The following is a 24,747-nucleotide window of genomic DNA, read 5'->3' on the forward strand; positions in this document are numbered from 1 at the left end:
TCGCGAATAGGGAGTCCTACCATGACAGTTAAAGTTGCCATCAACGGCTTCGGCCGCATCGGCCGCAACGTTCTGCGCGCCATCGTCGAATCGGGCCGCAAGGACATCGAGGTCGTTGCCATCAACGATCTCGGTCCGGTCGAAACCAACGCCCATCTTCTGAAATACGATTCCGTTCACGGCCGTTTCCCGCACGAAGTCACCGTCAAGGGCGACACCATCGACGCCGGTCTCGGCCCGATGCGCGTCACCGCGATCCGCGACCCCAAGGAACTGCCGTGGAGCGACGTCGACATCGCGCTGGAATGCACCGGCATTTTCACGGCCAAGGAAAAGGCCGAGATGCTGCTGGAATCCGGCGCCAAGCGCGTTCTGGTTTCCGCCCCCTCCAAGGGCGCCGACAAGACCATCGTTTACGGTGTGAACCACGACACGCTGACCAAGGACGACCTGATCGTCTCCAACGGCTCCTGCACCACCAACTGCCTGGCGCCGGTCGCTTACGTCCTGAGCAAGACGTTCGGCATCGAGCGTGGCTACATGACCACGATCCACTCCTACACGGGTGACCAGCCGACCCTCGACACCATGCACAAGGACCTCTATCGCGCCCGTGCAGCCGCACTGTCGATGATCCCGACCTCCACCGGTGCCGCCAAGGCTGTCGGTCTGGTGCTGCCGGAACTTAACGGCAAGCTCGACGGCTCGGCCATCCGCGTTCCGACCCCGAACGTTTCGGTCGTTGACCTGAAATTCGTTCCGAGCAAGGACGTGACTGCCGAGGAAGTCAATGCCGCGATCAAGGCAGCCGCAGAGGGCGAACTGAAGGGCGTTCTCGAATATTCGGAAGAACCGCTCGTCTCGCGCGACTTCAACCACGACCCGGCCTCCTCGATCTTTGCTGCCGAGCAGACCAAGGTTCTGGAAGGCAAGCTCGTGCGCATCCTGTCCTGGTACGACAATGAATGGGGCTTCTCCAACCGCATGGCCGACAACGCCGTCGTCATGGGCAAGCTGCTCTAAGCAACCAAGGCTTTCTGCAGCCTGTTGCAACATTGCAGCGGGCATAGAGCCAAAATCGAAAAGGCCCGCCGATCCGTTCGGCGGGCCTTTCATGTTTCAGCGAAGAAAGGCACTCAGCTGATCGATGCAATCCCGTCGAGGCGACGCAGATGGTCCGCATCAAGCTTCAGGCTGGCGGCGGCGATGTTTTCCCGCAGATGGGTGCGCGATGCAGTTCCCGGAATGACAAGAATATTGGGACTGCGGGCGAGCAGCCAGGCAAGCGCCACACTTTGCGGCGATGTACCGAGTTCGCTTGCAACATTCGCCAACTCATCCGACTGAAGCGGCGAAAAGCCACCGAGCGGGAAATACGGCACATATGCGATCCCCTGCTCGGCAAGACTGTCGATCATTGCATCGTCATCGCGGTGCACGAGGTTGTAAAGATTCTGCACGCAGACGACCGGCGCGATATCTCGGGCAATCCTGATCTGCGATTCCGTCACGGTTGAAAGACCGATATGGGCGATCAGCCCCTCTTCCTGCATCCTGCTCATCTCGCGCATCGGTTCGGCAAGGGCACTGTCCTCGCTAAAGCCGGTAGCACTGCCCATGCGCAGATTGACGATTGCGACCTGATCAAGCTTCAGGCGCTTAAGATTGTCTTCGACGGATTTGCGCAGGAATGCCGGGCTGTAGTCCATGTTCCAGCCCCCCTGATCATCCCGCCAGCGGCCAACCTTGGTGACGAGCGTGAGATTTTCCGGATAGGGATGAAGCGTTTCGGCAATCAGTCTGTTGGTGACATAGGGCCCATAGAAGTCGCTGGTGTCGATATGGTCGATCCCGAGATCAAGTGCTTCACACAGCACGGCCCGGGCTTCATCCGGATCCTTCGGTTCGCCAAAGACATGCGGACCTGCAAGCTGCATGGCGCCGTAGCCCATGCGACTGACGGAGATTTCCGTGCCGGGAAAGGTGAAACGGCCGGCGGCGCTTGCTGGTAAGGTCATAACGGTTTCCTTTCGTTGTTTTCCCGGCCGATTTAGGACGTCCATTTTGATTTGATAATCCGGACAATTCCGAATAGGTTGATCGCCATGTCGAACAATCCTCATTTGCCTGCTCTCGACGGCCTTTCGGTCTTTCTGGCGGTCAGCCGCGGCGGCGGCTTCCGCACGGCCGCTCGCTGGCTGGGGATCGCGCCCTCCACCGTCAGCGAAACGATCTCGCGGCTTGAGGCGAGCCTCGGCGTCCCGCTTCTGATCCGTACCACCCGAAATGTGGCCCTCACGGAAGCCGGACGCGCGCTTGCCGAGCGGTTGGAACCGGTCATGAGCGAGGCACGCTCGGCGCTGGCCGATGCGGCAAGTTCATCCGGCTCCGTTCGCGGCGCGCTCAAGCTGAATGTTCCGGGCGCGGTGATGAGCGATATCCTGCCGCCGCTGATCGATCGTTTTCTGAAACGCCACCCGGATGTCCGTCTTGAAATTATCGTCGATGACCGGCTGACGGACACACTCGCCGCCGGTTTCGACGCCGGCATCCGGTATGGCGAGCATCTGGCACAGGACATGATTGCCGTGCCGATCGGGCCACGTCGACAATGGGCCGCGCTTGCCGCTTCTCCCGACTATCTGAAAATGCACCCCGCCCCCGAGCATCCCCGCGACGTGCTTGATCACGCCTGCATCCGCACCCGCTTTGCCAGCGGCGCTCTGGCCGAATGGGAATTCGAAAGAGGAGAAGAGGTCGTCAGGGTCGATCCGGCAGCCAGCATTGCCATCGGCACGTCGGCCTGGCAGGCCGCCATCGATCTCGCGATTGCCGGACATGGGCTTGTCTTTGCATTCGGTAACTGGCTTGAACCTCATTTTGCTAGCGGCGCCTTGGTTCCGCTTCTTTCCGACTGGTGGCCGGAATTCGACGGCCCCTTTCTCTACTATTCGAGCCGGCTGACGCCGCGCCCGCTGCGCGCATTTATCGATCTCGTTGCCGAAGACCGCCGCGCACGCGGGACTGACGAAAAGCCGAATCCGGCGTGACACCGCTTTGCAAATCAGGTGATTAATTCCTAAGTGTGTTTCAAACCTCATTTTCCGGATCAGGATTTTCCGATGACTGCATTTTCCATTCTCGACCTTTGCCCCGTCGTCGAAGGCGGCACAGTTTCAGAAGCGCTCGACGCCACACGGCAGATGGCGAAACAGGCGGAAGCTTCAGGCTTCACCCGTTTCTGGCTGGCCGAACATCATGGCATGACCGGCATCGCCAGTGCCGCGACATCTCTGGTGATCTCGGAAGCGGCGCGGGCGACAAAAACGCTTCGCGTCGGCTCCGGCGGCATCATGCTGCCCAATCATTCGCCGCTGGTGATCGCCGAACAGTTCGGCACGCTGGAAGCGCTTTATCCCGGCCGGATCGACCTTGGCCTTGGCCGCGCGCCCGGCACCGACATGAACACCGCCCGGGCGCTGCGCCGCAATCTGGAGGCCGGCGCACAGACCTTCCCCAATGATATCGTCGAACTGCAGAAGCTGATGGACGACCCGGAAGAGGGCCAGCGGCTGATCGCCAATCCCGGTGCGGGCGCAAAGGTGCCGCTCTATATTCTCGGCTCGTCCACCTACAGCGCGCATCTGGCCGCCGCTCTTGGCCTGCCCTATGCCTTCGCCTCGCATTTTGCCCCCGACATGCTGTTCGAGGCGCTTCACATCTACCGCAGCAATTTCAAACCCTCCGCCCAGCTCGAAAAACCCTATGTGATCGTCGGCGTGATGGGCGCAATGGCCGATACCGATGACGAGGCGGACTATCACTTCACCTCGGCGCTTCAAAGTTTCGTGGCGCTGCGCCGCAATGCCCGCGGCAAGACCCCGCGTCCGGTCGAAAGCATGGATGGCCACTGGACCGAAATGGAAAAGATGTCGATCGAACACACGTTCCAGTTCGCCGTCGTCGGCGGGCCGGAGAAAGCGAGGGCCAAGATGGAAGGTTTCATCGCCGACACCAAGGCCGACGAAGTGATCATCTCCGTGCCCGTCCACTCGGTCGAGGCGCGGCTGAAATCGGTGGCGATGTTCGGCGCGCTGCGCAATGAACTGAAAGCAGCGGCCTAGCCACCCGCTATTTCGGGAACACGAAGCTCACCACGGCCCGCAGCCCCCAGCCTTCCGGGCCGTTGGCGGGCGCCGTTGCCCAGTAGCGCGCGCCCAGCGTCAGGCTGATCGGTTGTTTGCCCGCCATCACCAGCTTGCTGACCGTAAAGTCGAGCGGCACGATCCAGTCCTCTTCCACCCAGTCATATTCCGCCTCGCTGGTGAGCGAGAAGGTCCATGCCGATCTGGTGTTGTAGGAGATGAAGGGCTGGGTCATCGTCGTCGAGATGCGGCTCCTGTCGTCCGCGCCGGCATAGGACCAGACGTGGTTGGCGAGAAGGCCGGTCGTCCATGGCCCGTGCTCGAAGGCAATGACGCCGGTCGGTCCTGCACCCCATTTTTCGGTTCCGAGCAGATCATCGGTTGCCGTGGGCAACAGGAAAACCGGTCCCGCGCCCCAGATCAGCCCGTCCACGCCGCTGTCGACCGGCGAGAAAAACAGCGACAGCAAGGTATCGCCAAGGCCGAACTGGTCGCCGGAGGGACCGGCAATGTCGCTTTGCTGCTCGATCGGAACGATGGTGCGGCTGATCAGATTCCAGTCCGCATTCAGGTTGAAGGGGATGATCGGCTGAATATTGAGCTGCAACTGGTCGCCCTTTTCGGGACCATAGCCGCGGTCATAGTTGAACTGGAACGGCAGCACGGCCAGCGGCGCCACCGGATTTGAAAGCTGCTTGGCCAGCTTCGCCTGGCTGTCGGCATCATCGGCCATGGCCGTGGCTGCGGACAGAAGAACGAAGAGAACCCAGCCATATCTTTTGGCAAAAGAAGGCATTTCCCCGCACCATAACAACCAGTAATCGGCATTACACAATCAGAAGATGTCAATTGTTGCAATACGCACAATCATCGGCTTGTAAACATGGCGCGGTCCGGTCCCGCTTCCCGGCACAAACCGGCCGGCCAGACCCCTAATCCGTCTGGTAGACAATCACGGCTTTGGAGAAGTCGCGCCGGCGCAAATCAGTGCGGCGGATCATCACGTAGTAACCGCCGTTGAAATCGATAAAGTCGTTGTCATAACCGAGGACCGACACCAACGGTATCCAGTTCGTGATCGGCCCCGGCATTGTGCGGATCGTCGGTATGAACAGGCTGTTGTGCGGCAGGCTCACGTGAGCGTCGTCCGCCCCGAGGTCGATGCCGGGATCGGACTGGACGTATTCGGGCCAACCAAAAAGCTGGCTCCCGGCCTCCGCCAACGCGGTCTGCGCGTCAAGCCAGGCCTGATGCGGGGCGACGTCTGGCCACGGCCAGCGCGTCATCATCGGATAGGTGCCGCCACCGGGAAGCGTATAGGAAAAAACAGGGGTCAGGCGGGCGGGCGGAAGTTGCTGAGCCTGAAGCCGTTCCGCATCGGTTTGCGGCGCGTCCCCGGTCGGCATCTCGCCCCCAAGCGACAGGCCAAGATCCGGCGTCGGCGGGCGTTGAAGCGGGTCAACACCGTCTTCGAGATAGATGAGGCGGAAGGATTTTTCGTCCTGCTGTTCGCCGAACCAGGGCAGGAACACGAAATCGAAAAAGAGAAGAAGCCGGCCATTTTGGGGAATATCCGGGTCCATCGGCCCCGCTTTTGCCGCCTCGGCCAGATCGATCTGCATCAGGAAGGCAAGCGGCGCGGGCCGGCTTGCCACCGCCTGTTTTCGGGCAATCTCGTCATCAAGACGATATTCCGGATGCTCCTGCGCCAGTTGCCTGAGGATTTTCACCTCGCCCAGCCCAGCCGAGGATACGCCGCGCATCGGCCAGCCGAACTGCGGCGTCACATCGGGCGCGCCGCCGATCTTGGTTTTTCCGATGGCAATGGCGCTGTCGGACATCGCCTTCGACGTGAACATCGTCGTCGGGCGCGCCAGCTTGGCCAGCGCGCGGCGGTCGAACCAGCCAACGCCGTAATCGGCAAGCGAATCCTTGAGAGCGGCAAGTGTGGGATAATATGGCCCCGGCGGACCCTGCACATCGGCCCGAACAGACGCGGCGGCCATGGCCGAAAAGCCGGCCGCCAGAAACGATCTGCGCGTCAGCCCGGCCATCGCCCCTCACACCTGCGTGACGGAACTCAGGCCGAAAGCTTGGCCATAACCTCGTCATCGACTTCGAAGTTCGAGTAGACGTTCTGCACGTCGTCATCGTCTTCGAGGTTTTCGATGAGGCGCATCAGTGACGTTGCGCGGTCTTCGTCGACGGGAATGGTGTTCTGCGGCTTCCAGATGGCCTTGACGCTGTCGGCTTCGCCGAGCGCCTTTTCCAGAGCGGAGGACACCTCGTTGATGTCCTCGAAGGCGCAGTAAATCGTGTGGCCGTCCTCGTCGTCGGAAACGACGTCATCGGCGCCGGCTTCGATTGCGGCTTCCATGATCGTGTCCGCATCACCGGCTTCCGGCTTGTAGACGATTTCGCCGACGTGATCGAAGGAGAAGGCGACCGAGCCGGTTTCGCCAAGCGCGCCACCGGCCTTGGTAAAGATCGAACGAACATTGGAGGCTGTACGGTTGCGGTTATCCGAGAGCGCCTCGACGATCACGGCAACGCCGCCGGGGCCGTAACCTTCGTAGCGAACCTCGTCATAGTTCTCGGCATCGCCGCCGGCGGCCTTCTTGACCGCGCGCTCGATATTGTCCTTCGGCATCGACTGCGCCTTGGCGTTCTGGATCGCCAGCCTGAGACGCGGGTTCATGTCGGGATCAGGCGCGCCCATCTTGGCAGCGACGGTAATTTCGCGCGCCAGCTTGGAGAACATTTTCGAACGCACCGCATCCTGCCGGCCCTTGCGATGCATGATGTTTTTGAACTGTGAATGGCCCGCCATGAGCTCCGCCCTGTCTCTTTATCGTTCAAAGGATAGAATGGGCGCCTTATAAGGGCGTGACGCTTTCTGTTCAAGCCCAAGAGCGTGAGCGATCGGCAGACCGCAGGCAGAGCCGGACAAATCCTACCAGACCCCCTCCAGAAGAATGATCTTCGGCGGGCTCGACAACGTCCGGAGCGACACCGTCAGCGAGCGACTGTCGGAATAGACCACCTCGAACCCCTCGCCCATCATCTCCGCGAAGCTTCTCACACGCGGACCGGTGCGGTGCATGGGCAGCACGATGGAGGAATAAAGCCGCTCGATCACGTTGCCCATGCTTTCGGCCCCCAGCGTCAGCCCGCCATCCACGGGCACCATGACCACATCAAGCCTGCCGATCTCCATGATATGGGTAGCGGTCAGTTCGTGATGCAAATGGCCAAGGTGCCCGATGCACAGGCCCGCCACTTCGAAGATGAAAATCGAATTGCCGTCTTCCTCGAAACTACCCCAGGCGCGGATATCGGTGGTGACGTTTCGGATGTAGGTATCGCCGACAACCACGTCGTGGTCTGCCGCCTCGCCCGGCACGTCACCCCAGCCATGCAGAACCATGCCGATGTTCGGATCTGGCGTCAGCGTGAAATGGCTTTGATGGGCCTTGTTCATGGTGGCGACATCCGGCGGGCCGCCGGGCAGCAGAAAACCGGAATAGTCGGTTGCAATCCGGACCCCGGCAGGCGTTTCGATCAGATAGGTGGAATGGCCGATGAAGGTAATCGTCACCTCCGGCGCCTCATAGGCAACGGGCACGAAGCTTGCGAATTTCACATCCGGCAGGCGCTGTGCAATCGCCTGACATTGGCTGACCGGCGGGCGCGTTTGCGCAGCCGCGCCCGCGCCCACGAGCATTAAAATTGCAGGAACGAGCATCGCGAATTGACGAAGCATTGCCATTCCCCCGGGTTTTGAGGATGGCATCAGTGTGCGGGAGAACCGCTGAAAAATCCATGAAAGCACCCGCCAAAGACATTCACAGATTCGTGAAGACGGCCGCAACGCGGCTTTGATGTTGCCATACCGGCAACTCTTGCTTTCTCGCAAACCATCCCCATTTCGTTTGCCGAAGGTGACCCAAGCGGAGATTGAGACGAGATGCGTGACAAGGTACTGGCTTTGACGGCTTCCCGGAACTGGGAGGCCTTTATCCTGACGGTCATCATCATCAACGCGATCACGCTGGGGTTTGAAACATCCGAAACCGTGATGCAGAGCTTCGCTGGCCCGGTGCTGCGGTTTTTCGACCGGATCGTGCTCGTCATCTTTGTCGTCGAGATTGCGCTGCGCCTTTATGCCCACAGGTTGCGGTTCTTCCGCGATCCCTGGAGCCTGTTCGATTTTTCAATCGTGGCGATCAGCCTTCTGCCGGCCAGCGGGCCGCTTCAGGTGCTGCGCGCGCTGCGCATTCTGCGTGCGCTGAGACTGTTGTCGATGATCCCCTCGCTCAGGCGCGTGATCGGCGGCCTTGTGGCCGCACTGCCCGGCATGGGCTCGATCATCGTGCTGATGGCGCTGGTGTTCTATATCTTCGCCGTGATCGCCACCCGGCTCTACGGCGAAGCCTTTCCCGAATGGTTCGGTTCGCTGGGGGCGACAATCTATTCGCTGTTCCAGATCATGACGCTGGAAAGCTGGTCGATGGGCATCGTCCGCCCGGTCATGGATGTCTATCCCAATGCCTGGCTGTTCTTCGTGCCGTTCATCCTCTCCACGGCCTTCACCGTGCTCAACCTGTTCATCGGTATCATCGTCTCGGCCATGCAGAAGGAGCACGAGCAGGAACTGCTGGAGGAAAACCGCCAGGCCAGGCAACCGGAAATGCAGCTGATCCTTTCAGAGCTGAAGGCGCTGCGGCAGGAGGTGGCTTCGCTGAAACAGGATCAGCAGCCAGAAGACGGCTACAGCGCCCACCGATCCTGACAATGGGAGCGCCGCTTATCTCTAGACCGTGGCAATCGCCAGATTCTTGCCGGTGAGCTTGGAAAGCTGCTGCAGGCGGCCCTCGACGCGTTCGCCGATGAAATCGGCATATTGCGCCGGCACCACCAGTTCGAGGTCGACATCGTCGTTCTTGCCGGGCAGGAAGTCCAGCGCGCCGACAATGCCAGGCATAGAGGCCGAAAACAGATAGGCAACCCGGAGCAGACCGCCGAGCAATTTTGCCCTGTCGAGCAGTTCCGGCGTGGCAATGGTGCCGAGACCATTGGTATGGTCGTCGTCGCGCAGGCCCTCGAAGCGATAATAGTTTGCAAGCGCGATAAAGGCGCGGCCGGGATGGGTAATGCCGGTGACCGACGAGTGGGCGATCACGTTGAGCGACTGGGGACCGCGGAAATCCGGATGCGCGCGCCAGCTGATATCAGCCAGAAGACAGGCCGCCTGGCGATAGCGTGCCTCCTCCGGTGTTTCCTCCACGCCGAAACGGCGCAGCATCAGCCCGGTCCACGCGGCGATCTCGGTCGCATGTTTGGGCGAGCGCGCCCGCAGAAGCGCAAGCTGCCTTGAGGCAACCAGAAGCGGGTCCTGCTGCTGGTCATCGGCGCTCAGCAGTGAATAAAGCAGCCCCTCGCGCACCCCTTGCGCGGAAAAGCAGATCGACTTCGGCTGCATGATGCTCAGCACCTCGCGCATGGCGATGGCGCCGAAAGGCAGCAGCATGCGGCGGTTCTTGGAGACCGCCTGCCACGCATCGTCTTTCTGATCCTCGTCCTCGCCAATCCGGTCGAGGAAATTCATCATCTCCTCGAAGCTCAGCTCATAGCCCTGCATCATGGTCAGCGGATAACCGGTCATTTCCATGTGCAGGCGGGCGATATTACGCCAGGTGCCGCCGACCGCATAAAAGGTCCGGCCGCGGCCCTTTTCGAGAAAGCTGACCTTCTTGACCTGCTTCTTGGCAAAATTGCGGGCCTTGCTCAGCGACCCTTCGGACAGTTCGGAAAGCCGGATACCGCCGAGCGGCAAGGTGATGCCGTCGCCATAGGTCTTGTCCTTGATGTCGATGAGTTCCAGCGAACCACCGCCAAGGTCGCCGGCGATACCATCGGGCTGGTAAAAGCCGCTGATGATGCCGTAGGCGGAATAAAGCGCTTCTTCGCGGCCGGTCAGCACGCGGATTTCCATGCCGAGAATGTCTTCCGCCGCTTCGATAAATGCCGGGCCGTTCTCGGCCTCGCGGGCGGCTGCCGTCGCCAGCACATGCATGGTGACCGAACGCGCCTGTTCGGCAAGCGCCTTGAAGCGTTTGAGCGCGCGCAAGGCACGCTCGACGCCCTCGTCACTCATCCTGCCGGTTGCGGCAATACCGCGCCCGAGGCCACAGAGGACCTTTTCGTTGAAGAGTACTGTCGGCGCACGCGACAGGCCCTCGTAAATAACGATACGAACCGAGTTTGACCCGATATCGACCACGGAGACAGGGTTTATGCCCGGAAGGCGCCCCTGTGCTTCTGATTCGACCATAAAATACCGGCTTAGTTATTGTGGCCGGACAAAAGCCCGGCGATGAGCTTTGGCGCACTTGATTTCAAAGCTTCACCGCGGCCAGAAAGGCTCGGATTGGTCATGAAATACTCCTGCGCGTTGAACGGTTCCTCGCCCTCGCGCGGCTCCACCCGACGTGAGGTTCCGTCGGGCAGTATCTCGTAGCTCTGCTGGTTGTCAATGATATTGCCAAGCATGATCTGTGAAAGCACCTGCTCATGCACGGTCGGGTTGGTCAGCGGCACGATGGTTTCCACCCGCCGGTCGAGATTGCGCGGCATCAGATCGGCCGAACCGACATAGACATGGGCATTCTCCGACGGCAGACCGTGGCCGTTGCCGAAACAGTAGATGCGGGAGTGTTCCAGGAAGCGACCGACGATCGACTTGACCCGGATATTCTCCGAAAGGCCCGGCACCTGCGGGCGCAGGCAGCAGATGCCGCGGACCACGAGATCGACCTGCACGCCCTCGCCGCTTGCCCGGTAGAGCGCATCGATGATCTTGGGATCGACAAGCGAATTCATCTTCATCCAGATCGCGCCCGGCAGACCGTTCTTCACATGCTCGATCTCATCCTCGATATGCTGAAGGATGCGCGAACGCATGGTGCGCGGCGAAACGGCAAGCTTCATGTTCTGCTCAAGCTCGCCGTAACCGGTGATGAAATTGAACACTTCCGCCACATCGTGGGCGATCTGCGGATCGCAGGTGAAGTAGGACAGGTCCGTGTAAATCTTGGCGGTGATCGGATGATAATTGCCGGTTCCCATGTGGCAATAGGTCCTGAGATTGCCGTCTTCACGGCGCACCACCATGGAAAGCTTCGCATGGGTCTTCAGTTCGATGAACCCGAAGACCACCTGCACGCCGGCGCGTTCGAGATCGCGCGCCCAGCGAATATTGGCTTCCTCGTCAAACCGCGCCTTCAGTTCCACAAGCGCGGTCACCGATTTACCGGCCTCCGCCGCGTCGATCAGCGCACGCACAATCGGGCTGTCGTTAGAGGTGCGGTAAAGCGTCTGCTTGATGGCGAGCACATTCGGATCGCGCGCGGCCTGGATCAGGAACTGGACCACGACATCGAAGGATTCATACGGATGATGGACAACGAAATCCTTCTCGCGGATCGCAGCGAAACTGTCGCCGACATGCTCGCGCACGCGCTCGGGAAAGCGCGGATTAAAGGACTTGAATAACAGGTCGGGACGCGGCGCCTTGGTGATTTCCGAAAGCGTGTTGAGTGCCAGAAGCCCCGGCAGCACGGCCACGCGGTCTTCGGGAACGCCAAGCTCGTGGATCACGAAATGGCGAAGCGACGCCGGCATTTCCGAGTCGGTCTCGATACGAATGACCGAGCCGCGCCGGCGCTGCTTCAGCGCCGTTTCGAAATAACGCACCAGATCCTCGGCTTCTTCCTCAAGCTCGATATCACTGTCGCGGATGACGCGGAATGTGCCGTGGCCCTGCACCTCGTAGCCCGGATAAAGCCGGTGGATGAACAGGCCGATCACATCTTCCATGGTGATATAACGGATCATCCCGTCGAGATCGGGCATGCGTACAAAACGGTTCATCGACGGCGGCAGGCGCAAAAGCGCATTCATCGGCTCACGACCATGACGGCTGACGAGCTGCAGCCCCATGGAAAAGCCGAGATTGGGAATGAACGGGAACGGATGCGCCGGATCGATGGAAAGCGGGGTGAGAACCGGGAAAATGCCACGTTCGAATTCGTTGGTCAGCCATGCGCGGTCTTCTTCCGTCAGTACCGACGGACGCACGATCGCAATGCCCTCATTGGTCATATATTGCTGGAGCACGGCAAGGGCGGCCTGCTGCTCCATCTGCAGATTGTCGATCTCGCGCAGAATGTCGGAAAGCTGCTCGGCCGGCGTCTTCCCATCGGCGGACAGCATGGTCACGCCCTGGCGCACCTGACCTTCCAGACCGGCAACGCGGACCATGAAGAATTCGTCCAGATTGGCCGCCGAAATCGACAGGAAGCGCACGCGTTCGAGAAGCGGATGCGCCGGGTTCAGTGTTTCCTCGAGCACACGGCGATTGAACTGCAGCCAGGAAAACTCACGGTTGATGAAGCGCGCCGGGCTGTTTGCCAGATCTTCGGCGCCCTCGAGTTCGGTCATATCATCCACACGTGAAGACAGGTTTTCCATGGTTTCCGCTTTTCCCTCTCATTGGCCACAACACGGCAGCGCATCACACCGGCAACAACGCCCCGTCTGCCGAACTATCTGAATTTGGCAACGAAACTGTGACACGACGTCAGACTTGCGCAGATTATTGGTGCTTGCAAGCAGGCGATGAGAATTCGACACACAAACCGGTGAACCGCACACTAGAGCGTTTCAGACTGAAACGCTCTAAACGGCATTTTCACGCGCGGTGAGAACTTCGGCGGCCAGCGCCCGCGTAATCCGGCGTCCCCGCGCCAGCGCCAGTCTGTCGATCTGGTCGACAATCCGGCAGGCGGCATCGAGCGACCGCTCCATGCGCGAAACGAGATAGGTAACGACCCGCTGATCGACCTCCAGCTGCCGGTCCGAAAACAGTTTGACGATGACCTGCTGCAGCAATGCGTCATCCGGCGCGCCGATTTCGACCAGCGTTGCCGCCTGAAGCCGGGAGCGAAGGTCGGCAAGCGTGATATCCCACAGGCCAGGTGCCGAGCGCGCGGTAATCAGAAGGCTTCCGCTGTTCTGGCGCACCGTGTTGATGAGGTGAAAAAGTGCGGTCTGGTCGAATTCGGCGCGATCGGCGTCTTCAAACAGAAAGGCGCCCTGACGATAAGGGATGGGACGACCGGCGCGCAGATTGTCGGTAACGTCATGCGCCTCGCTCATGCCCTTCCAGATTGCCGAAAGATGGCTCTTGCCGGAGCCTGCCGGTCCGCTCAGCACGGTGACCGGCGCACGCCATTCGGGCCAGCGGTCGACCAGATCGACGGCAGGCGCGATCGATGCGGAAACCAGCAGGTGCTCCCGGTCGGCGGCGGGATCATGGCCGAGTGCGAGCGGCAATTGCAGGGTGTCGGTCTCTTTCGTCACGGCGTGTGTGCTCAGCTTTCTTCTTCCTTAACCGGCGCGGGCTTTTCCGTATCGTGCTCAACACCGTCCCAATAGAGATCGCTGGTGAGATAACGGTCGATCGCAAAGCGCACGAGAACACCGACGGCAGCGGCCACCGGCACGGCCACAAGCAGGCCGACAAAGCCGAACAGCACACTGAACGCAAACAGGGCGAACATCAGCCAGACGGGATGAAGCCGGACGCTGCCGCCGACAAGTTTCGGCTGCAGGATGTTGCCTTCGAGAAACTGGCCGAACAGGTATATGCCGAACACCAGCGCGATCATCCAGAAATCCGGCCAGAACTGGAAGATCGCAACGCCCATCGACAACACCAGCCCCGATGTCGAACCGAGATAGGGAATAAAGCTGACAAAGCCGGCGAAAAGCCCGATCAGTGCCCCGAAATTGAGCCCCGCCAGGCTGAGTGCGACGGCATAATAGATACCGAGGATCAGGCAGAGCGACCCCTGCCCGCGCACGAAGCCGGAAATCACGCCGTTGATCTCGCGCGCAAGGTAGCGCACGTCATCGACCTGGGCACGCGGGATCCACTGGTCGACCTTGGCAATCATCCGGTCCCAGTCCAGCAGCAGGTAGAAAGCGATCACCGGCGCCAGCACCACGAAGGAGACGACGTTGACCACGGCCATCGACGAGTTCCACAGGCTGCCGAACAGCGAACCGGCAATCGAGGCGCCGCCTGAAAGCATCTTGCCGACATTTTCGCTGAGGTCGGTCAGCTGACCGTTCGCCCAGTCGACCAGCTTGCTGAGCTGCGTCGTCTGAACATAATGCTCCAGCGCCGCGATATATTGCGGAAATTGCTGGACGACATCGGAAGCCTGCGAAACGAGCAGCGGAATGAACAGCAGCAAGACCGCAATCACCACGATGAGGAAGGTCAGCATGATCGCCGTCGTCGCCCACAGCCGGTTCAAACCGAATTTTTCCAGACGGTCGGCAATCGGGTCCAGGAAATAGGCCAGCGCCATGCCCGCCACGAACGGCAGAAGAATGCTGCGGAACACATAAAGGAAGAGCGCCACGAAGGCGGCGAACAGGAGCCAGAAGATCACCTGTCTGCGAAGGCCTGCCCCGCTGATGCGTCCTGTCATTCACCACACTCCCGTCGCAGGCACGCTTCCGGTTTTAGAAACGATTGCCGGTTCTGTTGAAAGGCTTGGGCCCGGAAAATCCGTCGGCACGCCTTGTTTGTTGGCTATTGCGTGTTCACCGTCAAGTCTCAAGCATGCCGGTTCCAGCGGCACTCCCCGATATCCACCGTCCGCAAACAGGCTTTCAAACCCGCTGTGGAGGGCGCTCGCAGGCTTTATTGTCGACATCAACAGGGGCTTTCGGCCTTCGCGCTTGCATCGGGCCACAACCCGTGCAATGCCCACATCTGAATTTTGCACGAGGATTTCCCATGAGCGAGACCCGCAGAAACGGACTGACCTATTCCGATGCCGGCGTCGATATCGATGCCGGCAACCTTCTGGTCGAAAAGATCAAACCGGCCGTCAAATCGACACGGCGTTCTGGCGCCGACAGCGAGATCGGCGGTTTCGGCGGCCTTTTCGATCTGAAGGCAGCGGGCTTTTCCGATCCGGTTCTGGTTGCCGCCAATGACGGCGTGGGCACCAAGCTGAAGATCGCCATCGAAGCGGGCAAGCATGACACCGTCGGCATCGATCTTGTGGCCATGTGCGTCAACGATCTCGTCGTGCAGGGCGCCGAGCCTCTGTTCTTCCTCGATTATTTTGCCACCGGCGCGCTCGACCCCGACGAAGGCGCGACGATTGTCGAGGGGATCGCAGAGGGCTGCCGCCAGGCGGGCTGCGCGCTGATCGGCGGCGAAACGGCGGAAATGCCGGGCATGTATTCCAAGGGCGACTATGACCTCGCCGGTTTCGCTGTCGGCGCGGCCGAGCGCGGCACGCTTCTGCCGGCGGCAAACCTCGAGCAAGGCGATGTGATTTTCGGCCTTGCCTCTTCCGGCGTTCATTCCAACGGCTTTTCGCTGGTGCGTCGCGTTGCCGAAATGAACAGTCTCGGCTGGCAGGCCGCCGCCCCCTTTGCCCCCGGCAAGACCCTGGGCGAGGCATTGCTGGAGCCGACCCGCGTCTATGTGAAGCCGCTGCTGGCCGCCATCCGCGAGACCGGTGCGGTCAAGGCGCTGGCCCACATCACCGGCGGTGGTTTTCCCGAAAACATTCCACGCGTCCTGCCGAAAACGCTGTCGGCTGAAATCGATCTCGCGGCGATATCCGTGCCGCCGGTGTTTTCCTGGCTGGCGCGTGCAGGCGGCGTGGCGCCGGCAGAAATGATGCGCACCTTCAACTGCGGCGTCGGCATGATCGGCGTGTGCAAGGCGGACGATCTTAAGGCCGTTCTTGAGGTTCTGACGCGCGAAGGCGAGACCGCCTTTGCACTCGGCCGCATTGTCACGCGCGAAGACGGCATGGACGGCACGGTCTACAAGGGCATGATCAACCTATGACGAAGAAACGTGTCGCCGTTTTCATCTCGGGAAGCGGCTCGAACATGGTCAGGCTCGCCGAGGCCGCACAGGCGGATGACTTCCCGGCTAAAATCGTTGCCGTGATCGCCGACAAGCCGGATGCGAAGGGGCTGGACAAGGCCCGCGCGCATGGCATTCCGGCCTATGCGCTTGCCCGCAAGGATCATGACAGCAAGAGCGCCCATGAACAGGCGATGCTGGACGTCCTTGCCGATGTGCGGCCCGATTTCATCTGCCTTGCCGGTTTCATGCGGCTGCTCTCGGCAGATTTCATCCGCGCCTATGAAGGGCGCATCATCAACATCCACCCTTCGCTGCTGCCGCTGTTTCCCGGGCTGAATACCCACCAGCGCGCCATCGACGCCGGTATGCGAATTGCCGGCTGCACCGTGCATTTCGTGACCGAAGGCATGGATGAAGGCCCGATCATCGGCCAGGCGGCCGTGCCGGTTCAGCCCGGTGATGACGCCGCAGCGCTTGCCGCACGGATCCTGACCGTCGAGCACCGGCTTTACCCCGCAGCCCTGCGCCGCCTTGCCGCCGGCGATGTGCGCATGGAAAACGGTCAGGCCGTGTTTGCCGAAAATGCCGGTTGTGACCCCGAACAGACGGTTGTTGTCAGCTAAAACACGTCCTACAGCCCCTGAATGAAGGGGTTGGTGCGCCGTTCCTCGCCGATACGGCCGCCGGGGCCATGACCGCAGATGAAGCCGACATCATCGCCGAGCGGCAGGACCTTGGTGCGGATCGAGTTCAAAAGCGTCTGATGATCGCCGCCGGGCAAATCGGTGCGGCCAATCGAGCCGTGGAACAGAACATCGCCGACATGCGCGAATTTCTGGCGCCGGTTGAAGAAGATCACATGCCCCGGCGCGTGGCCGGGCGTGTGGAACACCTCGAATTCATGCTCGCCGAATGTCAGTGTTTCGCCTTCCGTCAGGAACCGGTCGGGATAGGCATTGCGCACCATGCCGGTCATCCCGAACTTTTCCGCGCTTTCCTCGATGGATTCCAGAATCGGCCGGTCATCCTCGTGCGGGCCGATGATTTCGAGGCCGAGCTGCTCCTTCATGTCCATCGCGCCGCCGGCATGGTCGAGATGACCATGGGTCAGCCAGATCGCCGACAGCTTGATGCCGTTTTCCTCGATTGTCTGGATGATCACTTCGGCATCGCCGCCGGGATCGACCAGAACGCCTTCGCGGCTTTCCAGATCGAACAGGACCGTGCAGTTCTGCTGAAGCGGGGTGACGGGGATGATTCCGGCCTGAAGCTGTGCCATGCTATTCTCTTCGCTCCCGTTTTCGATCCGCCGGTGCGGCTTCCATTTCACAGAGAACCGCTCTAAATCTATTGCAACACCTATGTCAGACTTGTTTTGATTGCAAACCCCCGTCACCCGGGAAATGCAAAACGGCGAAAGGATGTAAGCCTCAGTGCCGAAGAGTGAAGCGATAACAGCGGACGTGTTTTCCAACCCGACCCGAAACAGCGAGGAGGAGTTCGAAATCGTCGAGCTTCTGTTCTTTGCCTATCGCGATTTCACTTCGGATCCCGACGCGATCCTGGATGAGATCGGCTTTGGCCGTGCCCATCACCGGGTGGTGCACTTCGTCGGCAGCCGTCCGGGCATGAGTGTTGCCGACCTGCTCGACACGCTGGGTATTACCAAGCAAAGCCTTGCCCGCGTTCTCAAACAGCTGATCGACGGCGGCTATGTGCGCCAGACCACCGGCCCGGAGGATCGCCGCCAGCGCCGCCTGTCGCTAAGCCCAAAGGGGGAAAGCCTGCGTCAGGAACTGCTGTCACCGCAGCTTGAACGCATTGCCGAAGCCCTGAAAGACCTTTCGGAGAACGAGCGCAGCGCCGTAATGCACTTTCTGGCGCGCATGTGCAACAACGATCCCACCGATCTGTGCGGCGCGCTGTCCTCCGGCAACGGAGCCAATTCATGACCCCAAAAGTTGCAGACGACGCCCCTCACCTGCTGATCGTCGATGACGACACCCGCATCCGCACGCTTTTGAAGCGCTATCTCGGCGAACAGGGCTACCGCGTTTCAACCGCCGGCGATGCGGCCGAGGCGCGGCGCAAGCTTGAGGGGCTGGATTTCGACCTGCTCGTGCTCGATGTGATGATGCCCGGCGAAGACGGTGTGTCACTGACCCGGGACCTGAGCAAAATCCGCCCGGTTCCGGTGCTGCTGCTGACCGCGAAAGCGGAAGCCGATGCCCGGATTGAAGGGCTCGAAGCCGGCGCGGACGACTATCTCGCCAAGCCGTTCGAACCACGCGAACTGCTCCTGAGAATCAGCAATATCCTGCGCCGTTCCCAGACGCCCAAGACACCGGCGATCGAACAGATCATGTTCGGCCCCTACACCTTCTCTCTGTCCCGCCGCGAACTGAAAAAGGGCTCCACGCCGATCCGCCTGACCGAACGCGAACAGGACATCATGACCATGCTGACGGAAAAGGCCGGCGAAACCGTTGCCCGCTATGACCTTGTCAGTTCCGACGCGGAGATCAACGAACGCACGATCGATGTGCAGATCAACCGGCTCAGACGCAAGATCGAGAGCGATCCGGCAAATCCGCGCTATCTGCAGACCGTACGCGGCATCGGCTACCGGCTGAACCGGGATTAGGGTGTGTCGTTGAGACAATTGCGCCAAAGCCTGACGAATGCCTGCAACCAAGCCGCCGGAGGGGTGCGCAAGGTGCTTCGCGCCATTGCAGGACTGCCCGGCCTGCGCCAGCTGTGCGGGGCCTACAACACCGTTGCCCGCTGGACCCATCACCGCCTGCCGCGCGGCTTTTTCGCGCGCTCCCTGCTGATCAGCATCATCCCGATGCTGCTGCTTCAGGCCGTCGTCGCCGCGGTGTTCATGGAGCGCCACTGGCAGATGGTGACCGAGCGGCTCTCCGACGCCGTGACCGGTGACATTGCGGCCATCATCGACCTCATCGACACGACCGACCCCGATTACGAGGACGAGATCATATCGATTGCGGCGCGCGACATGGGACTTCGCGTCGCCCTGGAGCCCGACGGCAAACTGCCGCCACCGCTGCCGAAACCGTTTTTCGGCTTGCTGGACCAGGTGCTGGCCGAGCTCATTTCAGACAAGATCGGCCGCCCCTTCTGGATCGATACGCTGGGCAATTCGCGTTTCGTGGAAATCCGCATCAAGCTGGATGAAGGCATTCTCAGGATTTTTGCCCGGCGTTCCATGACCTATGCGTCGAACACCCACATCTTCATCCTGTGGATGGTCGGCACCTCGCTGGTGCTGATCGGCATCGCCACGCTGTTCCTGCGGGGACAGACACGCCCGATCCTGAGCCTGGCGCAAGCGGCGGAAGATTTCGGCAAGGGACATCGCTCATCCATGCCGTTCAAGCCGCGCGGCGCCATCGAAATCCGGCGGGCCGGTCTCGCCTTCATCCTGATGCGCGAGCGCATCGAGCGGCAGATCGAACAGCGCACCACCATGCTCAACGGCGTCAGCCACGATCTGCGCACCATCCTGACACGCTTCAAGCTGCAGCTCGCCCTGATCGGCGACAGTGCGGAGGTTGACGCGCTCAATCAGGATATCGAGGAAATGCAGAAAATGCTGGAGGGCTATATCGACTTTGCCCGCGGCGACGCGGAGGAGACAACAGGTACGGCAAGCCTTTCCGCCCTGTTCAAACGCCAGCAGGAGGATTTCGAGCTTTCCGGCAAGACGCTGCATTACACGATTATCGGCGATGATGCGGTCACGGTGCGCCCCAATGCCTTTGCCCGGCTGGTGGCCAATCTGGCATCAAACGCCAAACGCCATGCCAATCGCCTGGAAATCACCGCCGAACACGGCGAGAAATGGCTGTCAGTCTCCTTTGACGATGACGGGCCGGGCATTGCCGAGGACATGCGCGAAGACGTGTTCAAGCCGTTCCTCAGGCTCGACAACGCGCGCAATCTCGATTCGTCTGGAACCGGGCTCGGGCTGGCGATTGCACGCGACATCGCCCGTTCCCATGGCGGCAATGTGGTGCTGTCGGATAGCCCGCTCGGCGGCTTGCGGGCGACCATTCACATTCCGTGCTGATAGATGTCAGTGCTGATAGGCTTCAGTGCAGCCTTGCGCCGTTTTCGACCGGCTTGCCGATTGCAGCCAGAACGATGTCGCCATTTTCGTCCGCCATGCCGAGGGTCAGCACTTCCGAGCGGAACGGGCCGATCTGGCGCGGCGGAAAATTGACAACCGCCATCACCTGCCTGCCGACCAGTGTTTCCGGCGTATAGTGCACCGTGATCTGGGCGGACGATTTTTTGATGCCGATGTCCGGCCCGAAATCGATCTTCAGCTTGTAGGCGGGTTTACGCGCCTCGGGAAAGGTTTCCGCCTCGACAATCGTGCCCGCGCGGATATCCACCTTCAGGAAATCATCGAATGCAATCTCGTCTGTCATCGCGTTCAGCCTGCCAGTTCGCGGGAGCGTTTGCAGGCGGCCTCCAGCGCTTGATCGAAAACCGGCTGCAGGCCGTCTTCGGCCATCAGGTGCTCAAGGGCCGCCGCCGTGGTTCCGCCGGGAGACGTCACGTTCTTGCGCAGCGTTCCGGCCTCATCCTCAGATCCGTCCATCAGCGCGCCCGCGCCGATCACCGTACCGCGCGCAAGCCGCATGGCGAGTTCTTCATCAAGCCCGAGCTTGCGCCCGGCCTCTGCCATGCACTCGACCAGATAGAAGACATAGGCAGGCCCGCTGCCCGAAACCGCCGTCACGGCGTCGATATCGGATTCCTTTTCCACCCACTCGACCTGACCGACAGCGGAAAGCAGCATATCCGCCTTTTCCCGTGCGGGCGCTGAGACAAGGCTGTTGGCAAAGGCGCCGATGACGCCGCGCCCGACCATGGACGGCGTATTCGGGATCGTGCGGATCATGGCATGCTGTCCGAGACGTTCCTCGAAATAGTCAAGCGTCTTGCCGGCGGCAACGGAGACCACCAGCGTATCGTCATCGATTATCGGGATAATCGTGTCGAGCACCGCATACATGACCTGCGGCTTGACCGCCAGAATGAGGATCTTTGCCTTGATATTGTCCGGCGGCGCGACCGCATGGCGGATGCCGCTGCGGTCCAGAAGGCTCTTGATATTGTTGGAGGGGTTCGGGTCGATCACCGTGATCGCCTCGCGCGACACCCCGCCGGCAACCCAGCCGGACAGCATCGCGCCGCCCATATTGCCGGCGCCGACCAGAACCAGTCCTTCGATTTCGCCGAGATCCGCCATATCAGGCCTCTCCAACCGTTTCGAACAACACTGCCTTCATGGCGTCTTCGGCCGACATGCCGGACCAGACGACAAACTGGAAGGCCTGAAAATAATTCTCGCACACATCGAGCCCGTTCGACAGCGTGCCCTCGACCTGCTGGTTGGTGGGCTCGGCACCGCCTGCCAGAAGCAGCGAATGACGGAAGACGACGACATTTTCATGCGGCCAGAAATCGAAATGGCCCATCAGCACCTGGGAATTGACGCGCGACAGCAGGCGCACAAGTTCGGTCACCCTGTGGTCAGGCACGCGCAGGTCGAAGGCGCAGGCAAGGTGCAGCGCCTCATGCTGGCTCATCCATGAAAACGAGACGTGATAGTCGGCCCAACGGCCACCGACCGTCATCGCGATCTCGTCCTCGCCGGAACGCTCGAAACTCCAGTCATTCGTGGATGCCACGAACTCGATCATGTCGACCGGATTGTTCAAACGTTCAATTTCCAAAAGACCAAGACCCATAAACCACCTTTTCCGAGTACCGCCCACCGGCTTCGGCCAGTTGCGATACCGGCCTCCCCGCGTTGCACGCACCGGGCTCTATTTCGAATCATCTATTAAAATCAGTGTATAATGCGTATTCGCCAACACCAGCCCCCCGCATGCCGCTTTCCCGTGATCTGTCATTTTCGCGTTACGAAAATGATTCAGGGCCAAGACCTAAATGATTCAGCGAATTGCCTTTTTTAACCATGTCCACAGGCGGGATTTTTTTTGGTGAAAGTCTTGCCGAAAAGCTTAAAGCGACCTTCTGGAACCTTACCGGACCGGTTTCGGGCAACAACGCGCTTGCCGCAAACGAAAAAAGCAGGCCTCGATGAGACCTGCCTTACATATTTGTATTCCGATTTTTCGAGGCGGCGGTTATTCGCCGGCCTTTTCTTTCAGCTGTGCCTCAAGCGCATCGATGCGCGCGCGCAGCTCGTCGTTTTCGTCGCGCGCCTTGATCGCCATCTCACGCACGGCGTTGAACTCTTCGCGCTGGACCACGTCCATGCTGTTCAGCCAGCGCTCCACCTGCGCCTTGACCGCGGTTTCAAGGTCCTTGCTCGCGCTTTGAACCGAGCCTGCGGCATCGGTCATCAGTTTCGCCAGATCGTCGAGGATGCGCGTGGTGCCGGATGTCATGTCGGTTTCTCCTGTCGCAATGCGGGGCGCACCGTGCCGGTGCCTGCCCATGAGTTAGTGAAGCCGTCGCAAAGGCGCAAGCCCGGCTGCAAACAATGTACATGAAGCGGCACCGCGGACGAACTTGACCGGGCCGCATTATGTCGCCATCTTCCCGCCGACCATAGAGGAATTCAGACCTTGCTGCCAGACCATATCATGCTTGCCTCCATGCCTTATCCGGCTATCGATCCGGTGGCGCTTCGTCTCGGACCGTTGCAGGTTCACTGGTACGGGCTTGCCTATGTCGCGGGCATCCTGCTCGGCTGGCTTTATGCACGCTGGCTGCTGAAGAAGGAACGGCTCTGGCCCGCCGGCAAGCAGCCGATGACGCTGGCACGGCTTGACGATTTCATCACCTGGTCCGTTCTGGGCATCGTCGTTGGCGGACGGCTCGGCTACATGTTTTTCTACGTCCCCGACGCTTTTCTTTCCAATCCGCTGATGGTCTTCAAGGTCTGGGATGGCGGCATGTCGTTCCACGGCGGGTTGATCGGCATGATCACGGTCATGATCCTCTTCTCGCGCAAACATGCCATCAACACCTGGTCGCTGCTCGACCTGATGGCGACAGTGACCCCGATCGGCCTGTTTTTCGGCCGCATCGCCAATTTCATCAATGGCGAGCTTTGGGGCCGGGTGAGCGATGTGCCATGGGCCATGGTGTTTCCCGGCGCCGGGGCGCTGCCGCGTCACCCGAGCCAGCTTTACGAGGCGGGCCTTGAGGGTCTTGTCACGCTCATCATCCTGTTCATCGCCACGCAGTTTTTCCACACGCTGAAGCGCCCGGGGCTGACGGGCAGTATCTTCATCTGCCTCTATGCCCTATCGCGCATCTTCGTGGAGTTCTTCCGCGAACCCGACCCGCAGCTTGGCTATCTCTTCGGCGGCTGGCTGACCATGGGCATGGTGCTGTCGCTGCCGATGCTGCTCATCGGGCTGTGGGGCATCTGGTATTCCGGCCGCATGGCAAGGCGCAAAGACACGGGCAAAACATCGTGACCACGCCGCTTGGCAAAAAGATCAGGACAATGATCGAGACCGGCGGGCCGATGCCGGTCAGCACCTATTTCACGCTTTGCCTGGCCGATCCGGAATACGGCTACTATCTCAACCGTGATCCGCTGGGCCGTGGCGGCGATTTCACCACGGCGCCGGAAGTCTCGCAGCTTTTCGGCGAACTCGTCGGCGTCTTTTTGATTCAGGCCTGGCAAGGCCACGGCCGCCCCGAGAAAACCGTGCTGATCGAGGGCGGGCCGGGGCGCGGCACAATGATGGCGGATATTCTGAACGTCATCGCCCAATTGGCGCCAGACCTCCATGACGGGCTTTCGGTAGCCCTGATGGAAACCAGCCCGGCGCTGCGCGCGCGCCAGGCCGACACTCTTACGCGCCACACCAACCGGATCGTCTGGATCGATGATATTGGCGCGGCGCCTGACGGCTTCACCCTGTTTGTCGCCAATGAACTATTCGACGCGATCGCCACCCGCCAGTTCGTCAAGGCGGGAACCGGTTTCTTCGAGCGCGTGGTGACACTTGACGACAAAGGAGCGCTCACCTTCGGCGTCTCCCCTGCCCGGCTTGATCCTGCCGCCCTTCCCGCCAACTGGAAGACACAGGCCGACGGCACGATCTTCGAACCGGCTCCGGCGCGCGAAGCGCTGATGGTCCGCATTGCCGAAAGGCTGAAAACCGGTGGCGGCAGCGCGCTGATCATCGACTACGGCCATCTGAAAAGCGGTTTCGGCGACACCCTGCAGGCCGTGCGCAAGCATGTTTTCGATCCGCCGCTTGCCCATCCGGGCGAGGCAGACCTTACCAGCCATGTCGATTTTTCAGCCCTTGCCGCTGCCGCGCAGCATGAGGGCGCCCATGTCCATCCGATGATGATGCAGGGCGCTTTTCTCGCCGGTCTTGGCCTCGGTCCCCGCGCCTCGCAGCTCGGCCGGGGGAAGAGTGTCGAAACCCAGCAGCAGATCGTCGCGGCCGCCCGCCGGCTTGCAGGCGAAGGCGCTGACGAAATGGGTAATCTTTTCAAGGTATTGTGTGTTACCCACCGGTCATTGGCGCTCACGCCGTTTGACGCCGAGGATTGACAACCACACCTGCCCCACACCAACATCCGCCAAAACACGAT

General features: G+C 60.7%; 25 protein-coding genes. 11 read left to right on the top strand and 14 right to left on the bottom strand.

Annotation, left to right across the window (positions count from 1 at the left end):
* Nucleotides 1–21: 21 nt before the first annotated feature.
* On the top strand, nt 22–1,023 hold the full coding sequence (gene gap / locus ABID12_RS03305) for a type I glyceraldehyde-3-phosphate dehydrogenase (RefSeq protein WP_354433092.1): 1,002 nt from the start codon (nt 22–24) through the stop codon (nt 1,021–1,023).
* A gap of 113 nt (nt 1,024–1,136) precedes the next feature.
* Here the strand turns inward: gap and ABID12_RS03310 are convergent, their stop codons facing one another.
* A complete protein-coding gene (locus tag ABID12_RS03310) occupies nt 1,137–2,018 on the bottom strand; it encodes an oxidoreductase (protein ID WP_354433093.1) in 882 nt (293 codons plus the stop codon).
* An 87-nt stretch (nt 2,019–2,105) separates the two neighbouring features.
* Between ABID12_RS03310 and ABID12_RS03315 the strand changes: the two genes are divergently transcribed.
* On the top strand, nt 2,106–3,050 hold the full coding sequence (locus ABID12_RS03315) for a LysR family transcriptional regulator (protein WP_354433094.1): 945 nt from the start codon (nt 2,106–2,108) through the stop codon (nt 3,048–3,050).
* 72 nt (nt 3,051–3,122) lie between these two features.
* Complete coding sequence (locus ABID12_RS03320; RefSeq protein WP_354433095.1) at nt 3,123–4,124, top strand: LLM class flavin-dependent oxidoreductase; 1,002 nt, start codon at nt 3,123–3,125, stop codon at nt 4,122–4,124.
* Between the two features lie 7 nt (nt 4,125–4,131).
* Here ABID12_RS03320 and ABID12_RS03325 read toward each other — a convergent pair whose 3' ends face one another.
* The 4 genes from ABID12_RS03325 to ABID12_RS03340 all read right to left on the bottom strand — a co-directional run bounded on the left by ABID12_RS03325 (nt 4,132) and on the right by ABID12_RS03340 (nt 7,914).
* Complete coding sequence (locus ABID12_RS03325) at nt 4,132–4,941, bottom strand: transporter (protein WP_435528149.1); 810 nt, start codon at nt 4,939–4,941, stop codon at nt 4,132–4,134.
* Between the two features lie 136 nt (nt 4,942–5,077).
* Nucleotides 5,078–6,199, bottom strand: a complete 1,122-nt coding sequence (locus tag ABID12_RS03330; RefSeq protein ID WP_354433096.1) for a DUF1963 domain-containing protein — start codon at nt 6,197–6,199, stop codon at nt 5,078–5,080.
* Nucleotides 6,200–6,225: 26 nt separating this feature from the next.
* The gene (locus tag ABID12_RS03335) at nt 6,226–6,975 is read right to left on the bottom strand and encodes a YebC/PmpR family DNA-binding transcriptional regulator (RefSeq protein WP_354433097.1); all 750 of its coding nucleotides are present in this window, start codon (nt 6,973–6,975) and stop codon (nt 6,226–6,228) included.
* A 123-nt stretch (nt 6,976–7,098) separates the two neighbouring features.
* The gene (locus tag ABID12_RS03340) at nt 7,099–7,914 is read right to left on the bottom strand and encodes an MBL fold metallo-hydrolase (protein ID WP_435528150.1); all 816 of its coding nucleotides are present in this window, start codon (nt 7,912–7,914) and stop codon (nt 7,099–7,101) included.
* A gap of 198 nt (nt 7,915–8,112) precedes the next feature.
* Between ABID12_RS03340 and ABID12_RS03345 the strand changes: the two genes are divergently transcribed.
* Complete coding sequence (locus ABID12_RS03345; protein WP_354433099.1) at nt 8,113–8,937, top strand: ion transporter; 825 nt, start codon at nt 8,113–8,115, stop codon at nt 8,935–8,937.
* Between the two features lie 21 nt (nt 8,938–8,958).
* On the opposite strand, the gene ppx is transcribed toward ABID12_RS03345, so the two are convergent.
* From ppx to ABID12_RS03365, 4 genes are all read right to left on the bottom strand, one after another.
* Complete coding sequence (ppx, locus tag ABID12_RS03350) at nt 8,959–10,479, bottom strand: exopolyphosphatase (protein ID WP_354433100.1); 1,521 nt, start codon at nt 10,477–10,479, stop codon at nt 8,959–8,961.
* An 11-nt stretch (nt 10,480–10,490) separates the two neighbouring features.
* A complete protein-coding gene (locus tag ABID12_RS03355; RefSeq protein ID WP_106311387.1) occupies nt 10,491–12,677 on the bottom strand; it encodes an RNA degradosome polyphosphate kinase in 2,187 nt (728 codons plus the stop codon).
* Nucleotides 12,678–12,884: 207 nt separating this feature from the next.
* Complete coding sequence (gene hdaA, locus ABID12_RS03360) at nt 12,885–13,568, bottom strand: DnaA regulatory inactivator HdaA (protein WP_354433101.1); 684 nt, start codon at nt 13,566–13,568, stop codon at nt 12,885–12,887.
* Between the two features lie 11 nt (nt 13,569–13,579).
* Nucleotides 13,580–14,707 carry an AI-2E family transporter gene (locus tag ABID12_RS03365; RefSeq protein WP_354433102.1) on the bottom strand — a complete coding sequence of 376 codons (1,128 nt, stop codon included), beginning with the start codon at nt 14,705–14,707 and terminating at the stop codon, nt 13,580–13,582.
* A 311-nt stretch (nt 14,708–15,018) separates the two neighbouring features.
* On the opposite strand from ABID12_RS03365, the gene purM reads away from it, so the two are divergent.
* Complete coding sequence (gene purM / locus ABID12_RS03370) at nt 15,019–16,092, top strand: phosphoribosylformylglycinamidine cyclo-ligase (protein ID WP_354433103.1); 1,074 nt, start codon at nt 15,019–15,021, stop codon at nt 16,090–16,092.
* Nucleotides 16,089–16,739, top strand: a complete 651-nt coding sequence (gene purN, locus ABID12_RS03375; protein ID WP_354433104.1) for a phosphoribosylglycinamide formyltransferase — start codon at nt 16,089–16,091, stop codon at nt 16,737–16,739. The genes purM and purN overlap by 4 nt, the downstream gene beginning before the upstream one ends.
* Nucleotides 16,740–16,747: 8 nt before the next feature.
* Here the strand turns inward: purN and ABID12_RS03380 are convergent, their stop codons facing one another.
* Entirely contained in the window at nt 16,748–17,395 is a 648-nt protein-coding gene (locus ABID12_RS03380) for an MBL fold metallo-hydrolase (protein ID WP_106311373.1), read from the bottom strand.
* A gap of 172 nt (nt 17,396–17,567) precedes the next feature.
* Here ABID12_RS03380 and ABID12_RS03385 point away from each other — a divergent pair, with 172 nt between their 5' ends.
* The 3 genes from ABID12_RS03385 (at nt 17,568) to ABID12_RS03395 (ending at nt 20,209) form a co-directional block, all read left to right on the top strand.
* Nucleotides 17,568–18,068: a MarR family winged helix-turn-helix transcriptional regulator gene (locus tag ABID12_RS03385; RefSeq protein ID WP_354433291.1), complete on the top strand. Its 501-nt coding sequence runs from the start codon at nt 17,568–17,570 to the stop codon at nt 18,066–18,068.
* Complete coding sequence (locus ABID12_RS03390) at nt 18,065–18,760, top strand: response regulator (RefSeq protein ID WP_354433105.1); 696 nt, start codon at nt 18,065–18,067, stop codon at nt 18,758–18,760. The genes ABID12_RS03385 and ABID12_RS03390 overlap by 4 nt, the downstream gene beginning before the upstream one ends.
* Nucleotides 18,761–18,832: 72 nt before the next feature.
* Entirely contained in the window at nt 18,833–20,209 is a 1,377-nt protein-coding gene (locus ABID12_RS03395; RefSeq protein ID WP_435528151.1) for an ATP-binding protein, read from the top strand.
* Between the two features lie 22 nt (nt 20,210–20,231).
* Here ABID12_RS03395 and ABID12_RS03400 read toward each other — a convergent pair whose 3' ends face one another.
* The 4 genes from ABID12_RS03400 to ABID12_RS03415 all read right to left on the bottom strand — a co-directional run bounded on the left by ABID12_RS03400 (nt 20,232) and on the right by ABID12_RS03415 (nt 22,568).
* Nucleotides 20,232–20,573: a tRNA-binding protein gene (locus ABID12_RS03400; RefSeq protein ID WP_354433106.1), complete on the bottom strand. Its 342-nt coding sequence runs from the start codon at nt 20,571–20,573 to the stop codon at nt 20,232–20,234.
* A 5-nt stretch (nt 20,574–20,578) separates the two neighbouring features.
* Entirely contained in the window at nt 20,579–21,400 is an 822-nt protein-coding gene (proC, locus tag ABID12_RS03405; protein WP_354433107.1) for a pyrroline-5-carboxylate reductase, read from the bottom strand.
* Between the two features lies 1 nt (nt 21,401).
* Nucleotides 21,402–21,902, bottom strand: a complete 501-nt coding sequence (locus ABID12_RS03410; RefSeq protein ID WP_106311358.1) for a type III secretion system chaperone family protein — start codon at nt 21,900–21,902, stop codon at nt 21,402–21,404.
* 402 nt (nt 21,903–22,304) lie between these two features.
* Nucleotides 22,305–22,568: an accessory factor UbiK family protein gene (locus ABID12_RS03415; RefSeq protein ID WP_106311356.1), complete on the bottom strand. Its 264-nt coding sequence runs from the start codon at nt 22,566–22,568 to the stop codon at nt 22,305–22,307.
* Between the two features lie 198 nt (nt 22,569–22,766).
* Between ABID12_RS03415 and lgt the strand changes: the two genes are divergently transcribed.
* Nucleotides 22,767–23,609, top strand: coding sequence for a prolipoprotein diacylglyceryl transferase (gene lgt / locus ABID12_RS03420; RefSeq protein WP_354433293.1), 843 nt, complete (start codon nt 22,767–22,769; stop codon nt 23,607–23,609).
* Entirely contained in the window at nt 23,606–24,706 is a 1,101-nt protein-coding gene (locus ABID12_RS03425) for a class I SAM-dependent methyltransferase (protein WP_354433108.1), read from the top strand. Before lgt ends, ABID12_RS03425 begins: the two co-directional genes overlap by 4 nt.
* Nucleotides 24,707–24,747 lie beyond the last annotated feature (41 nt).

Source organism: Martelella mangrovi, from assembly GCF_040545495.1.
In the GTDB taxonomy this organism is placed as follows: Bacteria; Pseudomonadota; Alphaproteobacteria; order Rhizobiales; family Rhizobiaceae; genus Martelella; species Martelella mangrovi.